The following is a 21,588-nucleotide window of genomic DNA, read 5'->3' as shown; positions in this document are numbered from 1 at the left end:
ACATGACCGAACAGCACCCCACCAGCACCGACGCGTCGACGACGCCGGACGCACCCGTCGTGGTCGCGATCGACGGACCGGCCGGCAGCGGCAAGTCCAGCGTGAGCAAGGCCGTCGCCCGCCGGCTCGGCTACCGCTACCTCGACACGGGCGCCTGGTACCGCGCGCTCGCGCTCCACACGCTCGATGCGGACGTCGACCCCGAGGACTCGGCGGCGGTGATCGGCTCGCTCGACGCGTTCGGTGGTGCCTTCACCGTCTCCCTCGACCCGGACGTGACCGCGTTCACGCTCGGGGATCGCGACGTCACGGACGAGATCCGCGGCCCTCGCGTGACGGCCGTCGTGTCCGCCGTCGCCCGTGTCCCGGAGGTGCGTGCGTGGATCAACGAGACCTTCCGATCGCTCATCGCAAACGTCGACCGCCCGGGCATCGTCGTCGAGGGACGCGACATCACCACGGTGGTCGCACCGGATGCTCAGGCTCGGATCCTGCTCACGGCATCCGAAGCGGCTAGAATGGCCAGGCGTTCAGCGGAATTCGAGAGCCACCCTGCCGGCGACGTCGCGGAACAACTGCAGCGGCGTGATCGGGCGGACTCCAGGGTCGTCGACTTCATGAACGCGGCGGACGGAGTGACCACGGTCGACTCCACGCACATCGACTTCGACGAGACGGTCGACGCGGTCGTCCGCGTCACCGAATCCCTCACAGCAAGGAACTCCCATGGCTCACGATGACGAGCAGTTCGACGGAGGCCCCGACGACCTCGCGGACCGCCTCCAGGACATGGACGAGGAGCTCGCGACCCAGCGGGCCGCGTCCCTCCGCTCCGGCCTGGCCGACTACGACCTCGAGGGCGACGACCTCGACATCCTCGACGGCGCGACGGAGGACCCGGACGAGATCCGCTTCCTGCCGGCGCTGCCCGTCGTGGCGATCGTCGGTCGCCCGAACGTGGGCAAGTCCGCGCTGGTGAACCGCATCCTCGGCCGTCGTGAGGCCGTCGTGGAGGACACCCCCGGTGTCACCCGCGACCGCGTGAACTACAAGGCCGAGTGGAACGACCGTCGCTTCACGGTCGTCGACACCGGTGGGTGGGAGCCCGACGCCAAGGGGATCGACGCGTCTGTCGCGGCCCAGGCCGAGATCGCCATCGACCTCTCCGACGTCGTGATCTTCGTGGTCGACGCCATGGTCGGCGCCACGGCGACCGACGAGCAGGTCGTCAAGCTGCTCCGCAAGACCGGACGCCCCGTCTTCCTCGTCGCCAACAAGGTCGACGACGCCCGTCAGGAGCCGGAGGCCGCAGCGCTCTGGAACCTCGGCCTCGGCGAGCCCCACCCGGTCTCCGCGATCCACGGCCGTGGTGTCGCCGACCTCCTCGACAAGATCCTCAAGGTCCTCCCGCAGGTCTCGGCCGTCGCGAAGGACGAGTTCGGCGGACCCCGCCGCGTCGCGATCCTCGGGCGCCCGAACGTCGGCAAGTCCAGCCTGCTCAACAAGACCGCAGGCGAGGAGCGCGTCGTCGTCAACGACCTCGCCGGGACCACCCGCGACCCGGTCGACGAGCAGATCGAGCTCGGCGGCAAGATCTGGCGCTTCGTCGACACCGCGGGTATCCGTCGTCGCGTGCACCTGTCGCAGGGCGCCGATTTCTACGCGTCGCTCCGCACGAGCACGGCGCTCGAGAAGGCTGAGGTGGCCGTCGTCCTCATCGACGTCACCGAGGTGATCAGCGAGCAGGACGTGCGCATCATCGACCTCGTCCTCGAGAGCGGTCGCGCCCTCGTGCTCGCCTTCAACAAGTGGGACCAGCTCGACGACGAACGCCGGAAGTACCTGGAGCGCGAGATCGAACAGGACCTCTCGCACGTGTCGTGGGCGCCGCGCGTCAACATCTCCGCGCGGACGGGCCGCCACCTGGAGCGTCTCGTCCCGGCCCTCGAGGTCGCACTCGAGTCGTGGGACATGCGTATCCCCACGGGCAAGTTCAACGCCTTCCTCGCCGAGCTCACGGCGGCGCACCCGCACCCGCTGCGTGGTGGGAAGCAGCCCCGCATCCTGTTCGGTACGCAGGCCGCGAGCCGTCCGCCGACCTTCGTGCTCTTCACGACCGGGTTCCTCGACCCCGGTTACCGTCGCTACGTGATCCGTCGCCTGCGCGAGATCTGGGGCTTCGAGGGCACACCGATCAACGTCAACATGCGCGTCCGCGAGAAGCGCCAGCGCTGATCCACCGCGTCCGTGCCTCGGGCGGCGACGACGAAGGCCCGGGACCACTCGATGGAGTGGTCCCGGGCCTTCGTCGTACTGGTCGAGACGTGATCAGGAGCGAGCGAGGGCGGATTCGTCGGCGGGCGCCAGGGCGTGCCCGTGTTCGGTCTCGAACGGCCACCAGCTCGGGAGGAGCTCGCCGATGACCTCGAGGAACGACTCGACGTCGCGTGGTGCTGGGGTGTCGAGCCAGACGCGGAAGCTCGCGACGGAGCCCGCGGCGACGAAGTGCGCTGCCGACCGCATGAACAACTCGCGCTGCTCCTCGCTCAGGCATTCGGCGTGGGGGAGGGTGATCGCCCCGCGCTCGAAGATGTCGAGTACCGTCGAGGTGAAGACCCGGTTGAGCATGGGCTGCAGACTCGCGCCGATGAGGTCGTCGCCGAGACCGACGCGGTAGATGTCGGCGCGCTCGTCGATGTGGCGGAGCGCGGCGACCGTGGCCCGGGTGATCGCCGCCGGGGCGTCGTCCGCGGAGACGGTCGCCAGGTGCGTCATGCTCAGTTCGGTGAGCTCCTCGGCGAGGACCGATTCGAGCAGCTCGCACGGCGCCGCCGCGTGCTGGTAGAAGGTCGATCGGTTGATGCCTGCGCGTGCGGCGATCTCCGAGACGGAGATCTCGGAGGTGGGGCGTTCTGCGGCGAGTTGCAGGATCGTGCGCGCGAGCCGTGCCCGCGTCCGGCGTTGACGTGCATCCATGAGGGTCCTTCACGTGGGTTCGGTGCGGCGGGCGCGAGCGCGGCCGATGCAATACTGGAGTTCAATATATAACATATTCCGCAGATGCGGTGGAGATGACCCTGGCCGAGGGGGTGGCGCACAGCGTTTCGTGCCAGGCTGGTCCAATGACTGATGCGCATCCTCCCGGCGGCCCCGTCCGGGACGCCGGGGATGCCTGGGTCGAATCCGGAGACGGCCGGAAGTACTGGGGGCGGTTCGGTGCAGCCGGACTCCTGGTGCACGATCGAGAGCGCGGCGTGCTGCTGCAGCATCGGGCCGGCTGGAGCCACTTCGGCGGCACCTGGGGCATCCCGGGCGGTGCGCGTCACCAGTTCGAGAGTGCCGTCGACGGCGCGGTCCGCGAGTCCCACGAGGAGGCGGGAGTCCCCGCCGAGTCGATCGAGCTGCGGTTCGACTCCGTGCTCGATCTCGGGTTCTGGTCGTACACGACGGTGATCGTCGAGGCGGTCGAGCCGTTCGAACCCGTGGTCTCCGACCCGGAGAGCATCGCCCTCGCCTGGGTGCCGCTCGCCGAGGTCGAGACGTTGCCGTTGCACCCCGGCTTCGCCGATTCGTGGCCGGGCCTGCGGTCGCAGCTCGAGCGCCGCGTCACGGTGGTCGTCGACGTCGCGAATGTCGTCGGATCGCGACCGGACGGGTGGTGGAAGGATCGTGCCGGAGCCGCGCAGCGGTTCGTCGCGCGACTCGGCCGTCTCGCACACGAGGGACTCGACGCCCAGGCGCTCGACCTCGACTTCAACCGCTGGTGGCCGGCCTATGTTGCCGTCGTCGAAGGACAGGCCCGTGGCGTCCACACCGATGACAACGTGCGAGAGCCCGGGCATGAGCTGCGGGCGGGCGTCTCGGTCGTCGACGCGGCGGGGAGTGGTGACGACGCAATCGTGGACGTCGTCCGTGGGCTCGACGGCGCGGTCGTCGTGGTCACCTCGGACCGTGAGCTGCGGGAACGCGTCGAGGGTCTGGGCGCGACGACGCGCGGTGCCGGCTGGCTGACGGACCTGCTCGACGCAACGGTCTGAGGGCAGCGGCAGTCGCTCCACAGGAGCCCGCAGCCCGTCGTCGCCATCGCGGGAGACCGCTTTCCTGCACGTCGCCTGGGCGTTCAGTAGGGTTGGTGCCATGACCCTGTTCATCATCGTCGGCGCCGTCGGTCTCGTGATCGTCCTCATCTCCCTGGTCTTCGGTGAGATCTTCGACTTCCTGGACGGGGCCGTCTCGGCCACCGCGCTCGGGAGCGCGTTCACCGTCTTCGGTGCGGTCGGCGCGATCGTGCTCGCGAACGGGCTGCCCGTCTGGTCCGCGTATGTCATCTCCGCCGTGATCGGTGTCCTCGTGCTCGTCGGCGTCCAGCTGATGATCCGGAGTTTCAAGCGTTCGGAGGACGGCACGCCGAGCTCACCGCTCGGTCTCTACGGCGTCGCCCGGTCGACCATCTCCGGTTCCTTCGGCGAGGTCAGCCTCGACGGCCCGCACGAGATCGAGACGCGCCTCGCGTTCTCCGACACGCGGATCGAAACGGGCAGCCGGATCCGCGTGGTCGAGCTCCAGGGCTCCCGCGTGAAGGTCGAACCCGCATCGAGCGGAGCCGCTGCCGACATGCAGCCCTGATTCCATCCATCCACCAGCACGCCCTCGAGGGGAAGGCACCTGCCCTATGGACTTCATCACCACCAACATCACGGTGATCGCCGTGATTGCACTCGTCGTGGTGGCGCTCGCGATCGTCGCGTTCGTCGCCGGACGGATCAAGCGCGTACCGCCGAACCAGGCGCTCGTCATCGTCGGTCGGGGGGCCGGCGCCAAGACGGGCGAGCCCGACGGCGGGCAGCGCGTCGTCATCGGTGGGCGGGTGTTCATCTGGCCGATCCTGCAGCAGGGCTTCCCGATCTCGCTCGAGCAGCGTCAGATCGGCATCGTCGTGGAGGGTGTCGACACCAACTTCATCAAGGTCGCCATCCAGGCGAGCGTGAACTTCAAGGTCTCCGGCACGCCGGAGGGTGTGCGCCGTGCCGCGCAGCGCTTCCTCTCCCAGCAGGGGTCGCTGACGCAGATCATCCAGCAGTCCCTCGAAGGGTCGCTGCGTTCCATCATCGGCAACATGCCGATCAAGGAGATCATCTCCAACCGCAACGCCCTCTCCGAAGCGGTGGTCGAGGCGACCAAGACGGATCTCGCCGAGCAGGGCCTCCAGGTCGACCTGCTGAACATCTCCGACATCTCGACGCCGGGGACCAATTACCTCGCCGACCTCGGTCGAGCGGAGAACGCGCTCGCGCGTCAGAACGCGGAGATCAAGGAAGCCGAGACCGCTCGTGCGTCCGAGTTCGCGCGGATCGAAGCGGCGGAGCAGGTCGCGGAGCGGCAGAAGGCACTGAGCCTCAAGCAGGCGACGATCAAGGCGGAGACCGACCGCGCGAACGCCGAGGCCGAGGCCTCCGGTCAGCTCGCCACGGCGCAGCAGGACCGCCTGGTCGCGGAACAGGAGCGCGAAGCCCTCGCCGAGAAGGCGAAGGTGGAGCAGGAGCGGCTCGACATCGAGGTGCGCAAGCCGGCCGAGGCCGACGCGTACGCGACGGTCCAGCGCGCGCAGGCGGCCCGAGATGCGGCCAATGCCGCAACGGAAGCCGACGCGTTCAAGCGTAAGACCATCGCCGAGGCGAACAAGGTCGCAGCGGTGCAGGACGCTCAGGCGGCTGCAGAGTCCGTGCGTCTCGCCGGTACCGCTGAGCGTGACAAGCAGATCGCGTTGGCCGAGGGTATCCGCGCGCAGGGTGACGCGAAGGCGTCGGCTGTGGCCGCGGAGGGTCTGGCGGAGGCCGAGGCGATCGACGCGAAGGCCGAGGCGCTGAAGAAGTACGGTGAGGCCGGACTCGCGTCCGAGATCATCGCCCGTCTGCCCGAGATCACTCGTGCCGTGTCCGAGCCGCTCGGCAACATCTCGAATCTCACGGTCATCTCGACCGAGGGTGCGTCGGCTGTCACGAAGACGGTTGGCCAGGTCGTCAGCGAGGTGCCGAAGGTCGTCAAGGACATCACCGGGCTCGACCTGTCCGCCCTCCTGGGCGGGGTCGCCGGTGGCGCGCTGGGGGAGAACCTCCAGCAGGCGATGTCCGACAACGCCGCTGCGGCCGCGAAGCGTCAGCCGAAGACGCCCGCGTCACCCGACGCCGTCTGAGTCGCTGGATCATCGGGAGCCGGTCGCCTTCGGGTGGCCGGCTTCTGGCGTTGTTCCACGACTCCTCGGGCGATTCACCGGTGTCGCTTTGGAGCTTGTCAAGCGGTCCGGTCGCATCCCCGGTCGGGCATACGCGCCCGCCTAGGGTGGAGGCATGCGTGCGGTGCGCACGGGTGTCATCTGGAGGATCGTCGTGGACCATCGAGGAAACACAGCCGAGCAGCGTGAGGGCGGGCAGTCGTCGGAGCCGACCGAGGCCGGCGAGGCACAGCGTCAGCGTCTGGCCGAGCGGCCATGGCTGTCGTCCTACGCCAGTGGCGTTCCCGCCGACATCGACGAGGTTACCGAGACGGTCGTCGACCTGCTCGACACCTCGGTGAAGCGCTTCGGTGATCGCATCGCCCTGGAGTTCTTCGGTGCCGAGACGAGCTACAGCGAGCTGGGCGAACAGGTTGCGCGAGCGGCCGAGGGGCTCCGCAAGCTCGGCGTGAAGCCGGGTGACCGCGTGGCGCTCGTGCTGCCGAACTGCCCGCAGCACGTCGTCGCGTTCTATGCCGCGCTCCGGCTCGGCGCGACGGTCATCGAGCACAACCCGCTCTACACGGCTCGCGAGCTGCGGCATCAGTTCGAGGACCACGGCGCGCACGTCGCGATCGTGTGGGACAAGGTCTACGACCTCGTCGCCGACCTTCCGGCCGACGTGATGCGCGGCCGGATCGTGTCCGTCGACATCACCCAGGCGCTGCCGTTGTCGAAGCGTCTGGCGCTCCGGCTGCCGGTGAAGCGTGCGCGCGAGTCGCGTGCGGCGATGACCGCGACCCCGTCGGCCAAGCACGTGCTCCCGTGGGAGCGGCTGATCGGCGGACGGAAGCTGTCGAAGCGGGTCGTGCGTCCGACGCTCGACGACACCGCGCTCCTGCAGTACACGAGCGGGACGACCGGGGCACCGAAGGGTGCCATCCTGACGCATCGCAACCTGCGGGCGAACGCCGAGCAGGGACGCGCCTGGGTGCCTGGCCTGAGCGAGGGCGGCGAGGTCTTCTACGGGGTGCTGCCGCTGTTCCACGCCTATGGCATGACGCTGTGCCTGACGTTCGCGATGAGCATCGGGGCGCGGCTCGTGCTGTTCCCGAAGTTCGACCTCGAGCTGGTGCTCACGGCGGCGAAGAAGTCGCCGCCGACGTTCCTGCCGGCGGTGCCGCCCATCTACGACGCGCTGTCGCGTGCTTCGAGCCGCAAGGGCGTCGACCTGACGAGTGTCCGCTTCGCGATCTCAGGGGCGATGAGCCTCCCGGTGTCGACGGTCACGCGGTGGGAGGAGGCGACCGGCGGTCTGCTCGTCGAGGGCTACGGGATGACGGAGTCGTCGCCGGTGGCGCTCGGCAACCCGATCGGTCCGTCGCGTCGACCGGGCACCGTGGGTGTGCCGTTCCCGAGCACCGAGATCCGTGTCGTCGATCCCGAGAACCCGTCGGTCGATCGTGCGGCGGGGGAGTCGGGCGAGCTGCTGCTCCGTGGCCCGCAGGTCTTCCAGGGGTACTGGGGTCGTCCGGACGAGTCGCGCGAGGCGTTGCTCGAGGGCGGCTGGTTGCGGACCGGCGACATCGTGACGGTGTCGGCGGACGGCTTCGTGACCGTCATCGACCGCGTGAAGGAGCTCATCATCACCGGCGGGTTCAACGTGAGCCCGTCCGAGGTGGAGGAGACGCTCCTGTCGCACCCGGATGTCGAGTCGGCCGCCGTCGTCGGCCTGCCGCGCGATTCCGGTGGCGAGGACGTGACGGCCGCGGTCGTCATGCGTGCCGGGACGGTGTTCGACGCCGGCTCGCTGCGCGACTACTGCCGGACCCGCCTCACGGCGTACAAAGTGCCGAAGCGGGTCGTGCAGCTCGACGAGCTACCGACGTCGCTCATCGGCAAGGTGCTGCGCCGCAAGGTGCGCGACCAGCTCGTCGCGGATCGCAAGGCCGAGTAGCCGCCTGCGTCCGGGCACGTGCCCGTCCTCGCGGCACGTCGTACAAGACGTGCCGCGAGGACTTCGGCGTGCCGCAGTGGTCAGCCGCGGGACTCGGGGTGCAGCCAGTGACGTACGACGGGGATGAGCAGTGACAGTGCGACGAAGGTGATGGCGCCGCCGATGACGGCATCGTCGACCGGTGTGTTGCGGCTGACCTGCACGATGCCGGAGACGATCGCGACCGGCAGGGCGGTGAGTGCCGCGACGCGGACCTCTTTCCAGTAACGGCTGTAGCGCATGGTGGTCCTTCGTCGGGTGACCGGATCGGTCGGTTCGTCCTGTCGCGCGGGTGCGGACGAGTCACGGTAGCGTGCCCCGTGCGGGGGTGGGCAGGGGAGACCTCCCACCCGACGAGTGCGGCTTGTCTGGGCCGCGCTGTGGTCGCCGGGGCCGTGTCACGGAGCGCCCTCGGAATCCGCTAGACTGTTCGAGTTGTCTTCTCCGCCCACGGAGATGGCATCGGGCTGTGGCGCAGCTTGGTAGCGCACTTGACTGGGGGTCAAGGGGTCGCAGGTTCAAATCCTGTCAGCCCGACCAGAATGCCAGAGGCGGATCGCTCCGAACGTGCGATCCGCCTCTTGCTGTTCGGGTGCTGGCGAAGCTCGTCCTCGCAGCGCAGGAACTTCCGCGCCGTGCATTTCTGCGCACCGTGCGCGGCCTCCGCAACTGGCGGCGCGCGTGGACAGTTCCGCGAGTACGCCATCCGGCCAGACGACCTGATGAGACGATGCTCATCGTCAGGCTTCGTCGTTAGAGCGATGAGTTCGTGTGCGCGCCCCTCCGGCTTCGGTTGCGTTGCATCGAGGTGCTGCCGACGTTCTCCCTCATGACGATCCTTGCCTTTCCCACCCAGGGTTGGTAGAGCCCTGATCCTGTCGATGCGTACGTTCGTGTCAACGCTGCACGAATGACGGAGAGGCCCGGGTGTGACATGACCGTTTCGGTGAGGAACCTGACCAAGCGATACGGAAGAACCCTCGCGGTGAACGACGTCTCGTTCGATGTCGCGCCCGGCAAGGTCACCGGGTTCCTCGGACCCAACGGTGCGGGGAAGTCCACGACGTTGCGCTCCATCGTGGGCCTCGACTTCCCCACGACGGGGGAAGCACGGATCGACGGCAGCAAGTACATCGAGCTGAAGGCTCCGTTGCATGAGGTCGGCACGCTGCTCGACGCCAAGGCGGCGCACCGTTCCCGACGTGCGGTCGATCATCTTCGCTGGATCGCGGCTACCCATGGCATCCGCCGGTCCCGGATCGACGAAGTCATGGATATCGCCGGTCTCACCTCGGTGGCGAAGAAAAAGGTCGGTGGCTTCTCCCTCGGCATGGGGCAGCGGCTGGGCATCGCTGCCGCCCTCCTCGGCGACCCGGGGACGCTGATCCTCGATGAGCCGGTAAACGGTCTCGACCCCGACGGGGTCACCTGGATCCGCGAGCTCCTGCGGGGGTTCGCCGCCGAGGGACGCACGGTGTTCCTGTCCTCTCACCTCCTGGGTGAGCTCTCGCTCATCGCCGAGCACATCGTGGTGATCGGGCAGGGGAAGATCATCGCCGACGCGCCCCTGGACCAGCTCGTTCAGACCTCGAGCGTCGTGCGGGTGCGCACCCCCGACGTCGCACGCCTCGCAGCCCTCGTTGCGGGCCCCGGCATCATGACCACGACTGCGGCCCCGGATCACCTCGAGATCGAAGGGCTGCCGGTCGAGCAGATCGCTCAGATCGCCGCACGGGAGCAGGTCGTCGTGTATGGAATCGGTCAGGTCACGCGCACACTGGAAGACGCCTACAACGACCTGACCCGCGGAGCTGTCCAGTACGCACCTCAGGACGCTGAGAGTGCGAATCATGTCTGACGCCGTCGTCGTGACAAGGAGCAGACGCACGACCTGGGTGGGCCATGTCACCCTTCCGCGTGTGATCGTCGCGGAACTGATCAAGCTCACGACGCTGCCCAGCTTCGTCGTCTCCTTCGTCCTCGCTGTCGTCCTCCTCGCTGGTCTCGGCGTCATGACAGCCGTTGCTCGCATCGTCCAGCAGGATGGGGAGCAGACGGTCAGCGCCGAGCCTGGGGCGGTCCTCGCGGGCGTGCAAGGCACGCAGTTGATCATCGTCTTCGTCGCCGCTGTCTTCGCGACCACCGAATTCGCGAATCAGACGGTGCAGCCGAGCTATCTCGCCGTACCGAGACGGGTGCCTGTGCTGCTCGGCAAGGCGGTCACCGTCGGCTCGATCTCGCTGGTGTTCGGAGCGGCCGGAGCCGCCACGGCACTGGCTGGAGCATCACTGCTCCTGGGCAGCGCAGGATTGCCCTTCGACGTCTCGAACGCGTACTCCGCCCAATTGATCGTGGGCACGGCGCTGTACTTGCTGGCGATCAGCCTGATCGGACTCGCACTCGGCGCTCTGATCCGAAGCACCGTCGGCGCGATCCTGACCGGACTCGCCGTGTTGAACATCCTGCCCCTCATGCTCGGCGCGGCTCCCTTCGCCTGGCTCAGGGACGCTGCGGCGTACCTGCCATCCACCGCCGGGCTCATGATCCTGCAGCAGCAGGTACCTGAGGGAGCCACCCAGCCGTGGCCGGGACTCGCCGTCGCCGTCGCCTGGGGTGTGCTGCTCTTCATCACCGCCGCTCTCGTGACTCGGAGGACCGACGCATGACCACGACAACGCCCACCCGACCTGCTCTCCGGGGCTCGACGAGGCCGTTCGGATCGAGCGTCCGCGCAGAATGGATCAAGTTCTGGACGCTCGTGTCGAACCGGATCCTCGTGGGCATCGCGGTGTTGTTCGTCCCACTGAACGCCCTGCTGTTGTCGACATCGCTTCGCCAGCGAGCTGAAGACCCCGACCCTGCGGTCCACATCCCGTCGGTCGGCTACCTGACCTTTTTGGACAGCGTGCTCTGGCTGCAGTTGCTGATCGCGGTCATCGCTGTGCTTGCTGCGTCCAGTGAGAACGGCGGGAAGATCGGCATGTCGTTCCTGGCGATCCCGACCCGGCTCCCGGTTCTCGGTGCGAAGGCGATCGTCGTGACGCTGGTGTCCTTCGCTGCCGGCGCCGTCGGCGCTGCGGCCGGCCAGCTGCTGCCGTACGCGTTGCTCTCGGGAGTCGATGTCACCTACGTCGCCGATGGCGCTGACATCGTCTGGACGTCCCTCGCATCGGGACTCTATCTGGGACTGATCGCGGCGATCAGCCTCGGCATCATGATGCTCGTGAGGAATCTCATCGTCGGGCTCCTCCTGCCGCTCGCGCTGTACACCATCGTGCCTTCGGTGATCGGCTCGGTCGGAGGAGAAACCGGAAGCCAGATCTCGGGATTCTTCCCGACCGTCGCCGGTCGGACGGCGATCTCGGCGATGGAGAATCCGGCCGGGCTCGATGGCACCGCGGGGTTCCTCATCATGGTCGCCTGGGCCATCGTCGTCCTGATCGGTGCCGGACTGCGGTACCGGTTCGGCGACGTCTGAGCCACATCCGCCTGCTGGAAGCCGCTCAGTAGACTGCCTCACGGACCAGACGAGACGAAATGAGGGGAGATGACTGATGAACGCGCCTGACATCAGTGCCTCTCGTCCTCCCTGGCAGCTGTGGGCGCTCGATATCGGACTTGCAGCGATCGCCGTAGTGCCCGGCGTCGTCAACGTGCTCGTCGAAGAGCCGGCGCCGGCGCTGACCGTCACGTTGCTCGGAGTCACCGCCGTGGTGCTGTGCGGACGCAGGCGCGCGCCATGGGCAGTGCTCACCGTGGTAGCGGTGCTCGCGGCGATCGGAGACGGCCGGTCGTTCACGTTGGCGGTCTGTCTGGCCGTGTTCGAGGTCGCCCTCCGGGCCCCCCTCGGCCGTGCTGTCCTCGGGTACCTCCTCGCCGTCGGCGTTCCGCTGCTCGGCACCACGGTGAAGATCATGCTGGGCGTCGACGCTGCGGCCACCGGGGACGTCACGCCGGCGATCGGCGTCGGCACGAGCATCATCGACCCCTACGTCGTGCTGGCCTTCGCCGCGGGAATCGTGGTCCAGAGCACGCGCCAGCGCCGCCGCGCGCAGGACGCTCTCCTGGAGCAGCGCATCGACAGTGCTCGAGCGCTGGAACGTGCGAGGATCACCGCCGAGATGCACGATGTCGTCGGCCACGCGCTGACGGTGATGATCTCGTTGGCCAATGGTGCCCGCTCTGCGTGGCAGACGGATCCTGAGCGTTCGACACAGGCGCTGACGCATCTCGGGGAGGTCGGAGCGACAGCTTTGGAAGACATGCAGCGCACCTTGCGCGTGCTGCGAGACTCGGACCAGGAACTCGACGACGCCCTGCACCATTCCGGATACGACCTGTCCGACATCGATGCCATGATCGAGGTGTTCCACACCGCCGGGATGCCCGTGACACTCCGACACGCCGGGGATCCGATCCCCGAGAGCGCGATGCTGCACGCCGCCATCCACCGCATCGTGCAGGAGTGCCTGACCAACGTGCTGCGCTATGCGCGTGGGGCGAGGACCGTCGAGGTCTCGCTCGATTGCTCCGCCAGCGCAGGCACCGTCGCGATCACCGTCGTCGACGACGGCGCGCCCACCGATGCTCAGAGCCTCGGGACGGGGCGCGGCCTGATCGGAATCTCCGAGAGAGCGGCTTCATTCGGAGGCAGTTGCGCCTACGGTCCCAGGTCGCCTCACGGCTGGGCCGTCATGACCACACTACGAACGGAGAAGCCGAGATGATCGATGTGCTCATCGTCGACGACCAGACGCTCGCGCGCATGGGGAACTCGCTCGTGGTCGAGAGCGCTGACGATCTCCACGTCGTGGGTGAAGCGGCAACCGGTGAAGAAGCGGTCAGGCTCGTGCAAGACCTCCACCCCGACGTCGTCCTCATGGACGTCCGGATGCCCGGTATGGGCGGCATCAGCGCGACGCACGCCATCACCTCGGCCAATCCTGCGACCCGGGTCGTCGTCCTCACATCCTTCGACCTCGACCAGTACGCTTTCGGTGCCTTGGAGGCCGGTGCCAGCGCATTCCTGTTGAAGAGCGCCACTCCCGAGCGTCTGACCGATGCCATCCGGACTGTCTCTCGTGGCGACGCGGTCGTGGAGCCGCACATCACCCAGAAGCTGATCCAGCGCGCCATTCGACCACGTCCGGTGCATGCAGCTCCGCCGACCTCCGGAACGATTCCCGCTGCACTGGCCGTGCTCAGCCCGCGTGAGCAAGACGTCTTCCTCGCCATCGCCACAGGCATGACCAACGCCGAGATCAGTAAGCGACTGTTCCTGTCACCCGCGACGGTGAAGAGCCACATCAACAAGATCTTCACCAAGCTCAAGCTCCGTGATCGCGTGCACGCGGTGATCCTCGCGCATCGCCTCCAGATCACCGATCCGATGCCCGCTGACAGCTCCGTCGATTCCACCGCTCAGAGGCGCAGCTAACGAGTCGCGAGCACCACTAGCCGCCCCACGAGAATCAACCCGTGGTTGGTGGTCGACCTCGCGCGCCCGGCGATACGTTCCTTACAAGACCTCTTCCGCCCGTCAGCCGTCCTGGGAGCTCACATCATGATCGGGATCATCGCGGCAGCTCTGCTGGTACTGATCGCTGGGCTGCTTGCTCTGTGGTGGGCACGTGCCTCACGCAGAGGTACGCTGCCACAGAACTGGATCTTCGGGTACCGGACCCCGCTGACGCTGAGGGACAAGAACGCCTGGGTCACGGTCAATCGCGCGTCCGCACGGTTCGCCATCATCGCCGGCGTTGGCGCCGGCATCGCCGGTCTGGTCGCGATCATCCTCGCGCTCGTCGGCATCGAGGACATCTCATCGGTGCTCCTCGGTTCCGGCCTGGGGTGGCTCCTGATCTGGACGCTTCTCGGAGTCATCCCGGCACATCGTGCCGCCAGGATGTACAAGCAGACGCTGAGTTCTTCCTGACGGTCCTGTTCCGCCCACGCCGCAGTTCCTGAAGCTGCGCGTGTTCCGTGCTGCGCAGACCGTTCTCTCGTCGACGCAGCTCCTCGCCAGGTATCCCTGGAAGCCATTCTGCGGCAGCGTGCTGCGGCATCGTCGCTTCGACGACGCCTGGGGAGCCGTCGCCAACCACAGATTCTTCTCAAGGGGGTGAATATCCATGGACGAACGCTATGAGGCACCACGCGCGGTGCTCGTCGCCGACTTCCGGCGCGACACCGCGTTCACCAGCCGAGGTGGCTGGCCCGACCTCCTGGGCTGGTGGTACTGACGACCGCTCGCAGGTACCGAGGCACGGCGGGAGGCGAGCAACCGCCCCGCCGTGCGACCAGATCAACCGAACACGTGCAACAGAAGGAGGAATCATGAAGAACGCAGGCAAGCTGCTCGTGGCGAGTATCACCGCCGGGGCGCTCGTACTCGCCGGAACGTCCGCGGCTTCGGCGAGTGCAGTTCGTCAGGACCCGACACATCTCGTGAGCGCCGATGTCACCGCCAATGACTACAGCGACCGTGAAGTGATCGAGTTCCTGGCCTTCGGATCCGGCAGCATCGATGCTGACCACCCGGGTCTGATCGTCGCACTCGGATACGACGAACTCGCGGCCGAAGCACCACCGGCGGAGCTGGTCGACGACATCGTGGCAGGGGTCACGGAAGTGAACCCTGAGTTCCACGACCAGGTCACGGAGCGGCTGCAGAGCGGCGATCCCGTCGCAGTCGAAGCTGCACTGACCACGTACAACGACTCGATGGTCGAGTACGTGAAGAGTTCGGACGACTGGGCTGTCGGATCGGATGAAGACGGCACGGCCACCGCCTACTGCCTCGTCTTCCCGCTCGCCTTGGCCGTCGCGCTCGTCGTCGCCGTGGTCTCGACGCGCATCGTCGCATATGTCGGCCCGAGCACTCCGTCGGCGACATTGGCGTCTGACGATCGGCTGACACGTCAGGAAGCGGCAGCGGCAATCGCGTCCGTCATCACGCCCTGACACTCACGGTGCCCGTCTCGCCCCGACAGGTGGCGGGACGGGCACCCCTCACCCTTCTTGGAGGAACACCTGATGGACCCACGCGCCGACACCGCCGTGCCGAGGAGTTCTGTGATCTCATTCACGGTGACACTCATCATCCTGCTGCCGGTCCTGTTCGTCTCGGTGCTGGTCGCCGTGCCGCCGACCGCCATCTCGTTGGGGATGACCCAGGAGTTCCGCAACAACTACAGCGCGTTCGTCTCCCAAGGGTGGAACTTCTTCACCAAAGACCTCCAAGGCAATCAGTTCGGTGCCTACGAGCCCGGGCAGGCCGACCCCGCGAGCCTCCTGATCACCCCGCAGACCCGTATCGACAACGCATGGGGTCTCACCCGAAACCAGCGTGCGCAAGGACCCGAACTGGCGAACCTCGCCAATGAGATCACCGATTGGCAGAGCTGCACAACCATGCGCATCTCCTGCGCCTCGGAGCTCACGGGCGAGCCGATCGTGATCGCGAACACGAGCCCGATTCCGACCCTCTGTGGAGACATCGTGATCACACAAGAACATCAGAGCCCCTGGAGCTACCGCGGCTTCCCGTCAGCCCACGAACAGATCGTCGACAAGATCGCCCTGGTCTCGATCACCTGCGATGCCGAAGGCGACGCTCCATGACCCTCCGCACTCCTCTCCTGACCTTCGACCATCGACGCCCGTGGTTCGGTGTCGCGCGGACGATCCTCGCCTCGGGGCAGATCGTACTTCTCGCCTTCACCGATCCACGTGCGCTTCTCGTTCCTGTTGCCGGTCAGGCTCCAGCTCCGTACTGCGACGGTGTGAAAGCGATCAGTGCGTACTGCATCGGTGGCGAGGTGCTCGATCCGATCGCACGCCATTGGATCATGCTCGTGCTGCTACTCCTCGTCGCTTCCGGCTTGTATCCCCGTGCGACCGGATTCCTGCACGCCTGGGTGACCTTCTCGATCGCAGGCAGCATCGCCCTCCCTGACGGGGGAGAGCTCGCCGCAAAGGTCATCGCCCTGCTCCTGATCCCCATGTGCCTGACCGACAATCGCCTGTGGCACTGGGGACGGCCGAGAACACCACTGCGACCTGCATCGAGAGGTATCGCCTATGCCGCCCTCTGGGCTGTGCGGCTGCAGGTCGCCGGCATCTACCTCCATTCAGGACTGGGCAAGTTCGCCAGTTCGGATTGGCTCTCCGGGACGGCCGAGTACTACGTGCTCCGTGACAACATGTTCGGGGCTGCGGGATGGATGCGGGACCTCGCTGTCGCCATGATGTCTGTGCCATGGCTGGTCTTTGCCGTCACCTGGGGTTCCATCGCGCTCGAGCTCAGTGTCGGGGTCCTCCTCCTCCTCGGCACCGATCGCCTTCGCCGCCTCGCGCTGACGCTCGTCATCGTGTTCCACGTCGGGATCATCGTCACGATCGGTCTCTGGACGTTCGCGCTCGTGATGATCGGCGCAGTCGCCCTCGCCTGCATGCCGGTGAGCGCTCTCGATGATGAACGACCATCCACTGCTGTCGGCAGGCTGAACCTCGGGCGGCGACTCTTGTACCTCACTGGCGTGACGGCCAGGCCACCTGCTGTCCACGAGCCCGAGGAGCCACCAATCGTCGCCCCGCCCGTGGACCATCGCATCGAATCCCCGCACCCCGCGGTGGTCGACGCACAGGAGAGGAGGTGAGACAGATGACCGAGACCTATGAGAAGCCCCAGGTGCTCGTGGTGGGTGATTTCCGCAAGGACACCGCTTTCACGTCGCAGGGCTACTGGACCGACGTCCTCGGCTGGTGGCTCTAGCTCGCCAGCTGATCTGAGGTGGGGGCAGGCGCGTCGTCTGCCCCCACCGTCCCTCTCACACGATCGGAGTCGACCGACATGCAATTCCTCCTCTTTGCGGATCGCGCCGTCCGCAGCCCTGAGAGCGCTGCGGGCTTCACCAAACGCCTTTCTCACGCGTCCGGTCGCGATTGGCTTGTCGGCGATTGGGACGACGACGAGTGTGTTCGAGCCTCCAACGGCGCGTTCACGGTGGTGCTGCTCGGTACCGTCGGAGGTACTGCTTCCGAACTCCAGGCTTGGCTGGACTCGCAAGGCCGATCGCCGGACTTCACCACGATCTACCGCACGATCGCTGGCGCCTACTTCACGCTCGTGACAACCGCTGCAGGTGCCGTGCAAGCATTCGGAACGCTCTCCAGCTTCCGGCGATTGTCCTATTCGACCGACCCCGAGTTGCCGGTGGCATCGAACTCGCTCCGACTGCTCATCGGCGTCCTCCGTCCTCGGCTCCGCGAAGGCCTCGTGCCGCTGGCGCTCGTCGCTCCGCGCGCTCCGTGGCCACTCGGAGACTCAAGTTACTGGACCGACATCGAGAACGTGCTGCCCACGCATCAGCTCCGGTCGGACGGTTCCGGTCCGTTCCGGGTTGAGCAGCGATGGTCGCTGCCCCACGGACACGTGCCCCAGAGCGAGATCACGCCGGCCCTCACCGCCGCCCTGCACGACGCGGTGGAAGCACGAGCACGGAACGGCCGCTCCTCGCTCAGCTCCGACCTGTCGGGCGGGATGGACTCGACCTCACTGGCATTCTTCGCCCGGGAGCACGTCGATGACCTGACGACGATGCACCTCGGAATCAGCGTCGAGATGAACGACGATGCCGCGTGGGCCGATGCCGCCGCCCTGTCGTTGCAGAGCAATCACATTCGCGTCTCCCATGAAGACCTCCCCAAGTGGTTCGCCGGGTGGCACGCGTCCGAGGAGCGGTTCGCGGCGGAGCCCGAGCCTTCGATCCGTACCGAGGGGATGCACCGTGCGATGGCGGAACGTCTGCACGACGCTGGGTCCACGATCCATCTGGCCGGTTCCGGTGGTGACGAATTGTTCTATCCGGACGAGGCCGTGCTCCCGGGACTGCGGCGCGAGGCACCGAGTGCGCTCTACGGTGCGATTCGTGGGATGGCAACGCTGCATCGGTGGCCCATGGGACAGACCATCCGTGCTGCGATGAACACGACCGATGCTGCGAAGTGGCTCGTTCAGGAGACCGCGAAACTGGGAACGACCGAGTTCGAGCGTCCATCTCCAGCATGGGACGTGCCCTTCTCATTGTCCCCGTGGGCCACCGATGCAGCACGCTCCTCGGTTCAGCGTCTGGTCCTCGAGCATGCTGCAGGCAGGCATCTCGACGCTGCCTTCGCCACCGATGCCGTCGCCTACGGCATGATCACCCGTAACGGGCAGATCCACCGAGCGCTCGACGAGCAGACTCGTGAAGTCGGTGTCCGCTACGAAGCGCCGTTCCTCGACGACGCCGTGATCGATCTCGCGCTCCAGGTCCGATTGGTCGATCGGCTCAACACGCAGCGCTTCAAGCCAGGGCTCGCTGCAGCCGCCCGCGGCGTCGTGCCCGAACCCTTCTTGAACCGCCGATCGAAGGGGGACTACATCTCACTGATCTACGCCGCATTCAATGAGCGCCGGCGAGACATCGCGGCACAGCTCGACGAGTTCCACCTCGTGAAACGAGGCCTCCTCGACACGCAGAGCCTGAGGACGTATCTGCTGAGCATGCAACCGCAGGCCCAGCACTTCTTCCCGTTCGAATTCCTGCTGGCGACCGAGAGATGGCTCCGCTCGGCAGACCAGACCATCGTCATGAGCGAGAGATGAGTACGATGCCTCACACCTACCGATTGGCCAGCGATGTCGTCTTCAAGGAAGTGAGCGACGGGGGAGTGCTGCTCAGCCGGAGTTCGGGGCAATACCGCCAGGTCAACACCACCGGCACCCGTGTCCTTCAGCGACTCGTCGCCGGTGAACCCTGGACCGCCATTCTCGATCACATGATCGAGCGCTACCCAGGCATCGACGAGGGACGGCTTTCTCAGGATCTCAGCCAGATGCTCGAAGGCCTCGCCGACGAGGGGGTACTCGTACGTGTCTGACATCGTCGTCCCGCTCGAGCCTCGTCACCGGACTTCGTTCATCGACCGTGTTCGCGCTCGACTCGTGCTGCCCCTCGTATTCGTGCTAGTCAGGCTGCAACCAGCTCGTCTGCAGCAGATGCTGAGCCGAATGGCGCACGGCAGTGACGCTGCGGATCTGACGCTCGTCGAGCGCGGCCTCGACGCCGTCGTCGCCGTCAGCCGACGATGTGCCGGCCGCTACTGCCTCGATCGAGCGACGGCGACAGCCGTGTTCTGCTGGACGCTCGGACGATGGCCAGAGTGGCACGCCGGAGCTGCCATCGACCCATTCCGAGCACACGCCTGGGTCTGTGTCGATGGTGAACCCGTCCGGGAGCCGGCCTCGCTGAACAAGTACTTCGTGCCCATGGTCAGCGTCATGCCACGAACAGCCCCTGACGATCGAATGTGACTGTCGCGAAAGCACTCCGAGAACCTCGAAGGGGTGGGAGCCACTGATGCCCCTCATGTCGCCCGACAGAACAGTCCCGGAGACGATCTGGTTTCCGGGACTGTTCATCGTCTCGCCGCGCGGCCCAGTGATCAGAACCGCTCGTCGTATGCCGTTCGACTCGCTTCGATCACGGGGACGTGCTCGCCGGCCCACTCGGCGAGTGCCACCGCATGGGGGATGAGCGACTGCGCGAGGTCAGTCAGCTCGTACTCGACCCGTGGCGGCACTTCGGCGAAGGTGGTGCGGGTGACGAGGCCGTCGCGTTCCAGGTTCCTGAGAGTGAGGGTGAGCATGCGTCGGGAGATGCCCGGGATACGCTGCTCGAGCTCGGTGAACCGGAACGGGCCGTCGTGGAGCGTCGCGATGAGGAGGAGCGCCCACTTGTCGGCGATGCGGTCGAGGAGTGAGCGGATGGCCTTGCCCTGGTCGCCCCGGACGGAACACAGCCTCTGGTAGCGGAACACGGCACCCCTCGCGGCTCGGTCACACGCGTGTGCCTTTTGTACGCCGGTCCGATCCGGTCCACACTTGCGTCGGTTACCCATCGTAACCATCAACGCACACGCACTCGGAGGTTGCACATGGTCATCGCCTATTGGATCGTCGCCGGACTGCTCGCGGTCCTGTACCTGTACTCGGGCGGCATGAAGCTCGTCCGCTCTGCAGAGCAGCTCCGCCCGATGATGGCGTGGGTCGACGGCATGCCGCTCTCGACGGTTCGAGTGATCGGGCTGCTCGAGGTGCTGGGCGTGGTCGGTCTGATCCTGCCGCCGCTCGTGGGCGTCCTCACCTGGTTGACCGTCGCTGCGGCGGTCGGGCTGGTCCTGGTGCAGATCGGCGGCATCACGCTGCACCTGCGTCGCGGCGAGATCCGGGTCCTCGGGCTGAACGTCGCCCTGCTGGTGCTCGCCGCCGTCGAGATCTGGCTGGCGACGATCTGGCTGTAGCGGTGGCGGATCGGTGCCTGCCTCGTCATCCGACTCAGGGGACGAGCACGATGCGCCCGAACACGTCCCCGGCGTCCATGAGACGGTGCGCCTCGGCTGCGTCGCTCAGCGGCAGGGTGTCGTGGACCACAGGCGACAGCGCTCCTCGGACGGCGTCATCGAACACTTCGGCTCGCACCCGCGCGAGTTCCTCGCGCGGCACGGTGTCGAGGCTCAGGGTTCCGAAGGTGATCGATCGGCGGAAGCCGGCCAGCAGCGCCTGGCCGAAGTCGGCGGGCGGGAACCCGCCCACCACGCCCACGGCGATCAGGCGGCCGTTCGGCGAGAGCCGCTCGATGAACCGGGGGAGATCGGGACCGCCGACGATGTCGAGGATGACGTCGAACTCCGCCGGGGCGTCCGCATCGCCTGTGCCGGAGCGGTCGAGCACGTGGGTTGCACCGAACGCCCGCAGACGTTCCCCGCGTTCGGAGGATGAGGTGGTGACGGCGATGACGCCGGCGCCGGCGCGAGCGGCCAGCTCGACGCCGGCCAGGCCGATACTCCCGGCGGCCCCGCGCACGAGGACGGATTCGCCCTTGATCGGGCGAGCGCGTTCGAGCGCGAAGTGCGCGACCGGGAACGCGCTGCCCAGCGTCACCGCCTGGACGGAAGTCAGGTCGGAGGGCAGCTCGACGATCTCGTCTGCTCGCGCGATCGCGTACTCGGCGTACGCGCCCGAGGTCCCCGTGAACGCCCAGACCCGTCGACCGACCCACGCGGGGTCGACGTCGGGCCCGGTCGCGGTGATGACGCCGGCGGCCTCACTCCCCGGGATCATCCCCGAGTCCCGGGCGGCTTCGGCGATCCCGCCCCGGCGGATCACGACGTCGACCCCGCCGACGCCTGCGGCCTCCGTTCGAACCAGAACCTCACCGACCCCGGGCGTGGGGACGGGCAGGTCCGTCACCTCCATCCCACTCGGGTCGCCGAAGGTCCGGATGATCACTGCGCGCATGGCTGCACTCCGTTTCGCGGCGGGGGATCTGACCCG

25 protein-coding genes and 1 tRNA gene are annotated in these 21,588 nt (G+C 67.1%); 22 read left to right on the top strand and 4 right to left on the bottom strand.

Annotated elements, in window-relative coordinates; translation table 11 throughout:
• Positions 1-2 precede the first annotated feature (2 nt).
• Together cmk and der are read left to right on the top strand one after the other, a co-directional pair.
• Positions 3-740: a (d)CMP kinase gene (gene cmk, locus CCK91_RS19205; RefSeq protein ID WP_086475414.1), complete on the top strand. Its 738-nt coding sequence runs from the start codon at positions 3-5 to the stop codon at positions 738-740.
• Positions 727-2,235, top strand: coding sequence for a ribosome biogenesis GTPase Der (der, locus tag CCK91_RS19200; RefSeq protein ID WP_085514417.1), 1,509 nt, complete (start codon positions 727-729; stop codon positions 2,233-2,235). The genes cmk and der overlap by 14 nt, the downstream gene beginning before the upstream one ends.
• Before the next feature lie 93 nt (positions 2,236-2,328).
• On the opposite strand, the gene CCK91_RS19195 is transcribed toward der, so the two are convergent.
• Positions 2,329-2,976 (bottom strand): TetR/AcrR family transcriptional regulator, encoded by a 648-nt coding sequence (locus tag CCK91_RS19195; RefSeq protein WP_086475413.1) that lies wholly within the window; start codon positions 2,974-2,976, stop codon positions 2,329-2,331.
• Between the two features lie 146 nt (positions 2,977-3,122).
• Here CCK91_RS19195 and CCK91_RS19190 point away from each other — a divergent pair, with 146 nt between their 5' ends.
• From CCK91_RS19190 to CCK91_RS19175, 4 genes are all read left to right on the top strand, one after another.
• On the top strand, positions 3,123-4,037 hold the full coding sequence (locus CCK91_RS19190) for an NUDIX domain-containing protein (RefSeq protein ID WP_086475412.1): 915 nt from the start codon (positions 3,123-3,125) through the stop codon (positions 4,035-4,037).
• 100 nt (positions 4,038-4,137) lie between these two features.
• Entirely contained in the window at positions 4,138-4,626 is a 489-nt protein-coding gene (locus tag CCK91_RS19185) for an NfeD family protein (RefSeq protein WP_086475411.1), read from the top strand.
• Between the two features lie 46 nt (positions 4,627-4,672).
• Positions 4,673-6,193: a flotillin family protein gene (locus CCK91_RS19180; protein ID WP_064295482.1), complete on the top strand. Its 1,521-nt coding sequence runs from the start codon at positions 4,673-4,675 to the stop codon at positions 6,191-6,193.
• A gap of 154 nt (positions 6,194-6,347) precedes the next feature.
• A complete protein-coding gene (locus CCK91_RS19175) occupies positions 6,348-8,168 on the top strand; it encodes a long-chain-fatty-acid--CoA ligase (protein ID WP_086475410.1) in 1,821 nt (606 codons plus the stop codon).
• Positions 8,169-8,248: 80 nt separating this feature from the next.
• Here the strand turns inward: CCK91_RS19175 and CCK91_RS19170 are convergent, their stop codons facing one another.
• Complete coding sequence (locus CCK91_RS19170; RefSeq protein WP_086475409.1) at positions 8,249-8,449, bottom strand: hypothetical protein; 201 nt, start codon at positions 8,447-8,449, stop codon at positions 8,249-8,251.
• A gap of 221 nt (positions 8,450-8,670) precedes the next feature.
• Here CCK91_RS19170 and CCK91_RS19165 point away from each other — a divergent pair.
• The 15 genes from CCK91_RS19165 (at position 8,671) to CCK91_RS19105 (ending at position 19,566) form a co-directional block, all read left to right on the top strand.
• Positions 8,671-8,747, top strand: a tRNA-Pro gene (locus tag CCK91_RS19165).
• 445 nt (positions 8,748-9,192) lie between these two features.
• On the top strand, positions 9,193-10,065 hold the full coding sequence (locus CCK91_RS19160) for an ATP-binding cassette domain-containing protein (RefSeq protein WP_369821921.1): 873 nt from the start codon (positions 9,193-9,195) through the stop codon (positions 10,063-10,065).
• On the top strand, positions 10,058-10,873 hold the full coding sequence (locus tag CCK91_RS19155; protein WP_133060051.1) for a hypothetical protein: 816 nt from the start codon (positions 10,058-10,060) through the stop codon (positions 10,871-10,873). Before CCK91_RS19160 ends, CCK91_RS19155 begins: the two co-directional genes overlap by 8 nt.
• Complete coding sequence (locus tag CCK91_RS19150; protein WP_086475406.1) at positions 10,870-11,685, top strand: ABC transporter permease; 816 nt, start codon at positions 10,870-10,872, stop codon at positions 11,683-11,685. Before CCK91_RS19155 ends, CCK91_RS19150 begins: the two co-directional genes overlap by 4 nt.
• A gap of 76 nt (positions 11,686-11,761) precedes the next feature.
• Positions 11,762-12,934 carry a sensor histidine kinase gene (locus CCK91_RS19145; RefSeq protein ID WP_086475405.1) on the top strand — a complete coding sequence of 391 codons (1,173 nt, stop codon included), beginning with the start codon at positions 11,762-11,764 and terminating at the stop codon, positions 12,932-12,934.
• Positions 12,931-13,644 (top strand): response regulator transcription factor, encoded by a 714-nt coding sequence (locus CCK91_RS19140; protein WP_086475404.1) that lies wholly within the window; start codon positions 12,931-12,933, stop codon positions 13,642-13,644. The genes CCK91_RS19145 and CCK91_RS19140 overlap by 4 nt, the downstream gene beginning before the upstream one ends.
• A 126-nt stretch (positions 13,645-13,770) precedes the next feature.
• Positions 13,771-14,142, top strand: coding sequence for an SdpI family protein (locus CCK91_RS19135; RefSeq protein ID WP_086475403.1), 372 nt, complete (start codon positions 13,771-13,773; stop codon positions 14,140-14,142).
• A 196-nt stretch (positions 14,143-14,338) separates the two neighbouring features.
• The gene (locus CCK91_RS19435) at positions 14,339-14,449 is read left to right on the top strand and encodes a lasso RiPP family leader peptide-containing protein (protein ID WP_119863579.1); all 111 of its coding nucleotides are present in this window, start codon (positions 14,339-14,341) and stop codon (positions 14,447-14,449) included.
• Between the two features lie 94 nt (positions 14,450-14,543).
• Entirely contained in the window at positions 14,544-15,170 is a 627-nt protein-coding gene (locus tag CCK91_RS19130) for a hypothetical protein (RefSeq protein WP_086475402.1), read from the top strand.
• Positions 15,171-15,242: 72 nt separating this feature from the next.
• On the top strand, positions 15,243-15,830 hold the full coding sequence (locus CCK91_RS19125; RefSeq protein ID WP_086475401.1) for an SdpA family antimicrobial peptide system protein: 588 nt from the start codon (positions 15,243-15,245) through the stop codon (positions 15,828-15,830).
• Positions 15,827-16,867 (top strand): sporulation-delaying protein SdpB family protein, encoded by a 1,041-nt coding sequence (locus tag CCK91_RS19120; RefSeq protein WP_086475400.1) that lies wholly within the window; start codon positions 15,827-15,829, stop codon positions 16,865-16,867. Before CCK91_RS19125 ends, CCK91_RS19120 begins: the two co-directional genes overlap by 4 nt.
• A 5-nt stretch (positions 16,868-16,872) precedes the next feature.
• Entirely contained in the window at positions 16,873-16,983 is a 111-nt protein-coding gene (locus CCK91_RS19430) for a lasso RiPP family leader peptide-containing protein (RefSeq protein WP_119863578.1), read from the top strand.
• A 78-nt stretch (positions 16,984-17,061) separates the two neighbouring features.
• On the top strand, positions 17,062-18,858 hold the full coding sequence (locus tag CCK91_RS19115) for an asparagine synthase-related protein (RefSeq protein ID WP_086475399.1): 1,797 nt from the start codon (positions 17,062-17,064) through the stop codon (positions 18,856-18,858).
• 5 nt (positions 18,859-18,863) lie between these two features.
• Positions 18,864-19,133 (top strand): PqqD family peptide modification chaperone, encoded by a 270-nt coding sequence (locus tag CCK91_RS19110; RefSeq protein ID WP_165767096.1) that lies wholly within the window; start codon positions 18,864-18,866, stop codon positions 19,131-19,133.
• Positions 19,126-19,566, top strand: a complete 441-nt coding sequence (locus CCK91_RS19105) for a lasso peptide biosynthesis B2 protein (RefSeq protein WP_165767095.1) — start codon at positions 19,126-19,128, stop codon at positions 19,564-19,566. The genes CCK91_RS19110 and CCK91_RS19105 overlap by 8 nt, the downstream gene beginning before the upstream one ends.
• Before the next feature lie 131 nt (positions 19,567-19,697).
• Here CCK91_RS19105 and CCK91_RS19100 read toward each other — a convergent pair whose 3' ends face one another.
• A complete protein-coding gene (locus CCK91_RS19100; RefSeq protein ID WP_086475396.1) occupies positions 19,698-20,072 on the bottom strand; it encodes a winged helix-turn-helix transcriptional regulator in 375 nt (124 codons plus the stop codon).
• 117 nt (positions 20,073-20,189) lie between these two features.
• On the opposite strand from CCK91_RS19100, the gene CCK91_RS19095 reads away from it, so the two are divergent.
• A complete protein-coding gene (locus CCK91_RS19095; protein WP_086475395.1) occupies positions 20,190-20,555 on the top strand; it encodes a DoxX family protein in 366 nt (121 codons plus the stop codon).
• 34 nt (positions 20,556-20,589) lie between these two features.
• On the opposite strand, the gene CCK91_RS19090 is transcribed toward CCK91_RS19095, so the two are convergent.
• A complete protein-coding gene (locus CCK91_RS19090; RefSeq protein WP_086475394.1) occupies positions 20,590-21,552 on the bottom strand; it encodes a zinc-dependent alcohol dehydrogenase family protein in 963 nt (320 codons plus the stop codon).
• Positions 21,553-21,588 lie beyond the last annotated feature (36 nt).

Origin of the sequence: Plantibacter elymi (nom. nud.), from assembly GCF_900177795.1 — a bacterium.
GTDB lineage: Bacteria > Actinomycetota > Actinomycetes > Actinomycetales > Microbacteriaceae > Plantibacter > Plantibacter elymi.
The sequence above is the reverse complement of the archived record's forward strand: the minus strand, read 5'-3'. Positions and strand labels throughout refer to the sequence as shown.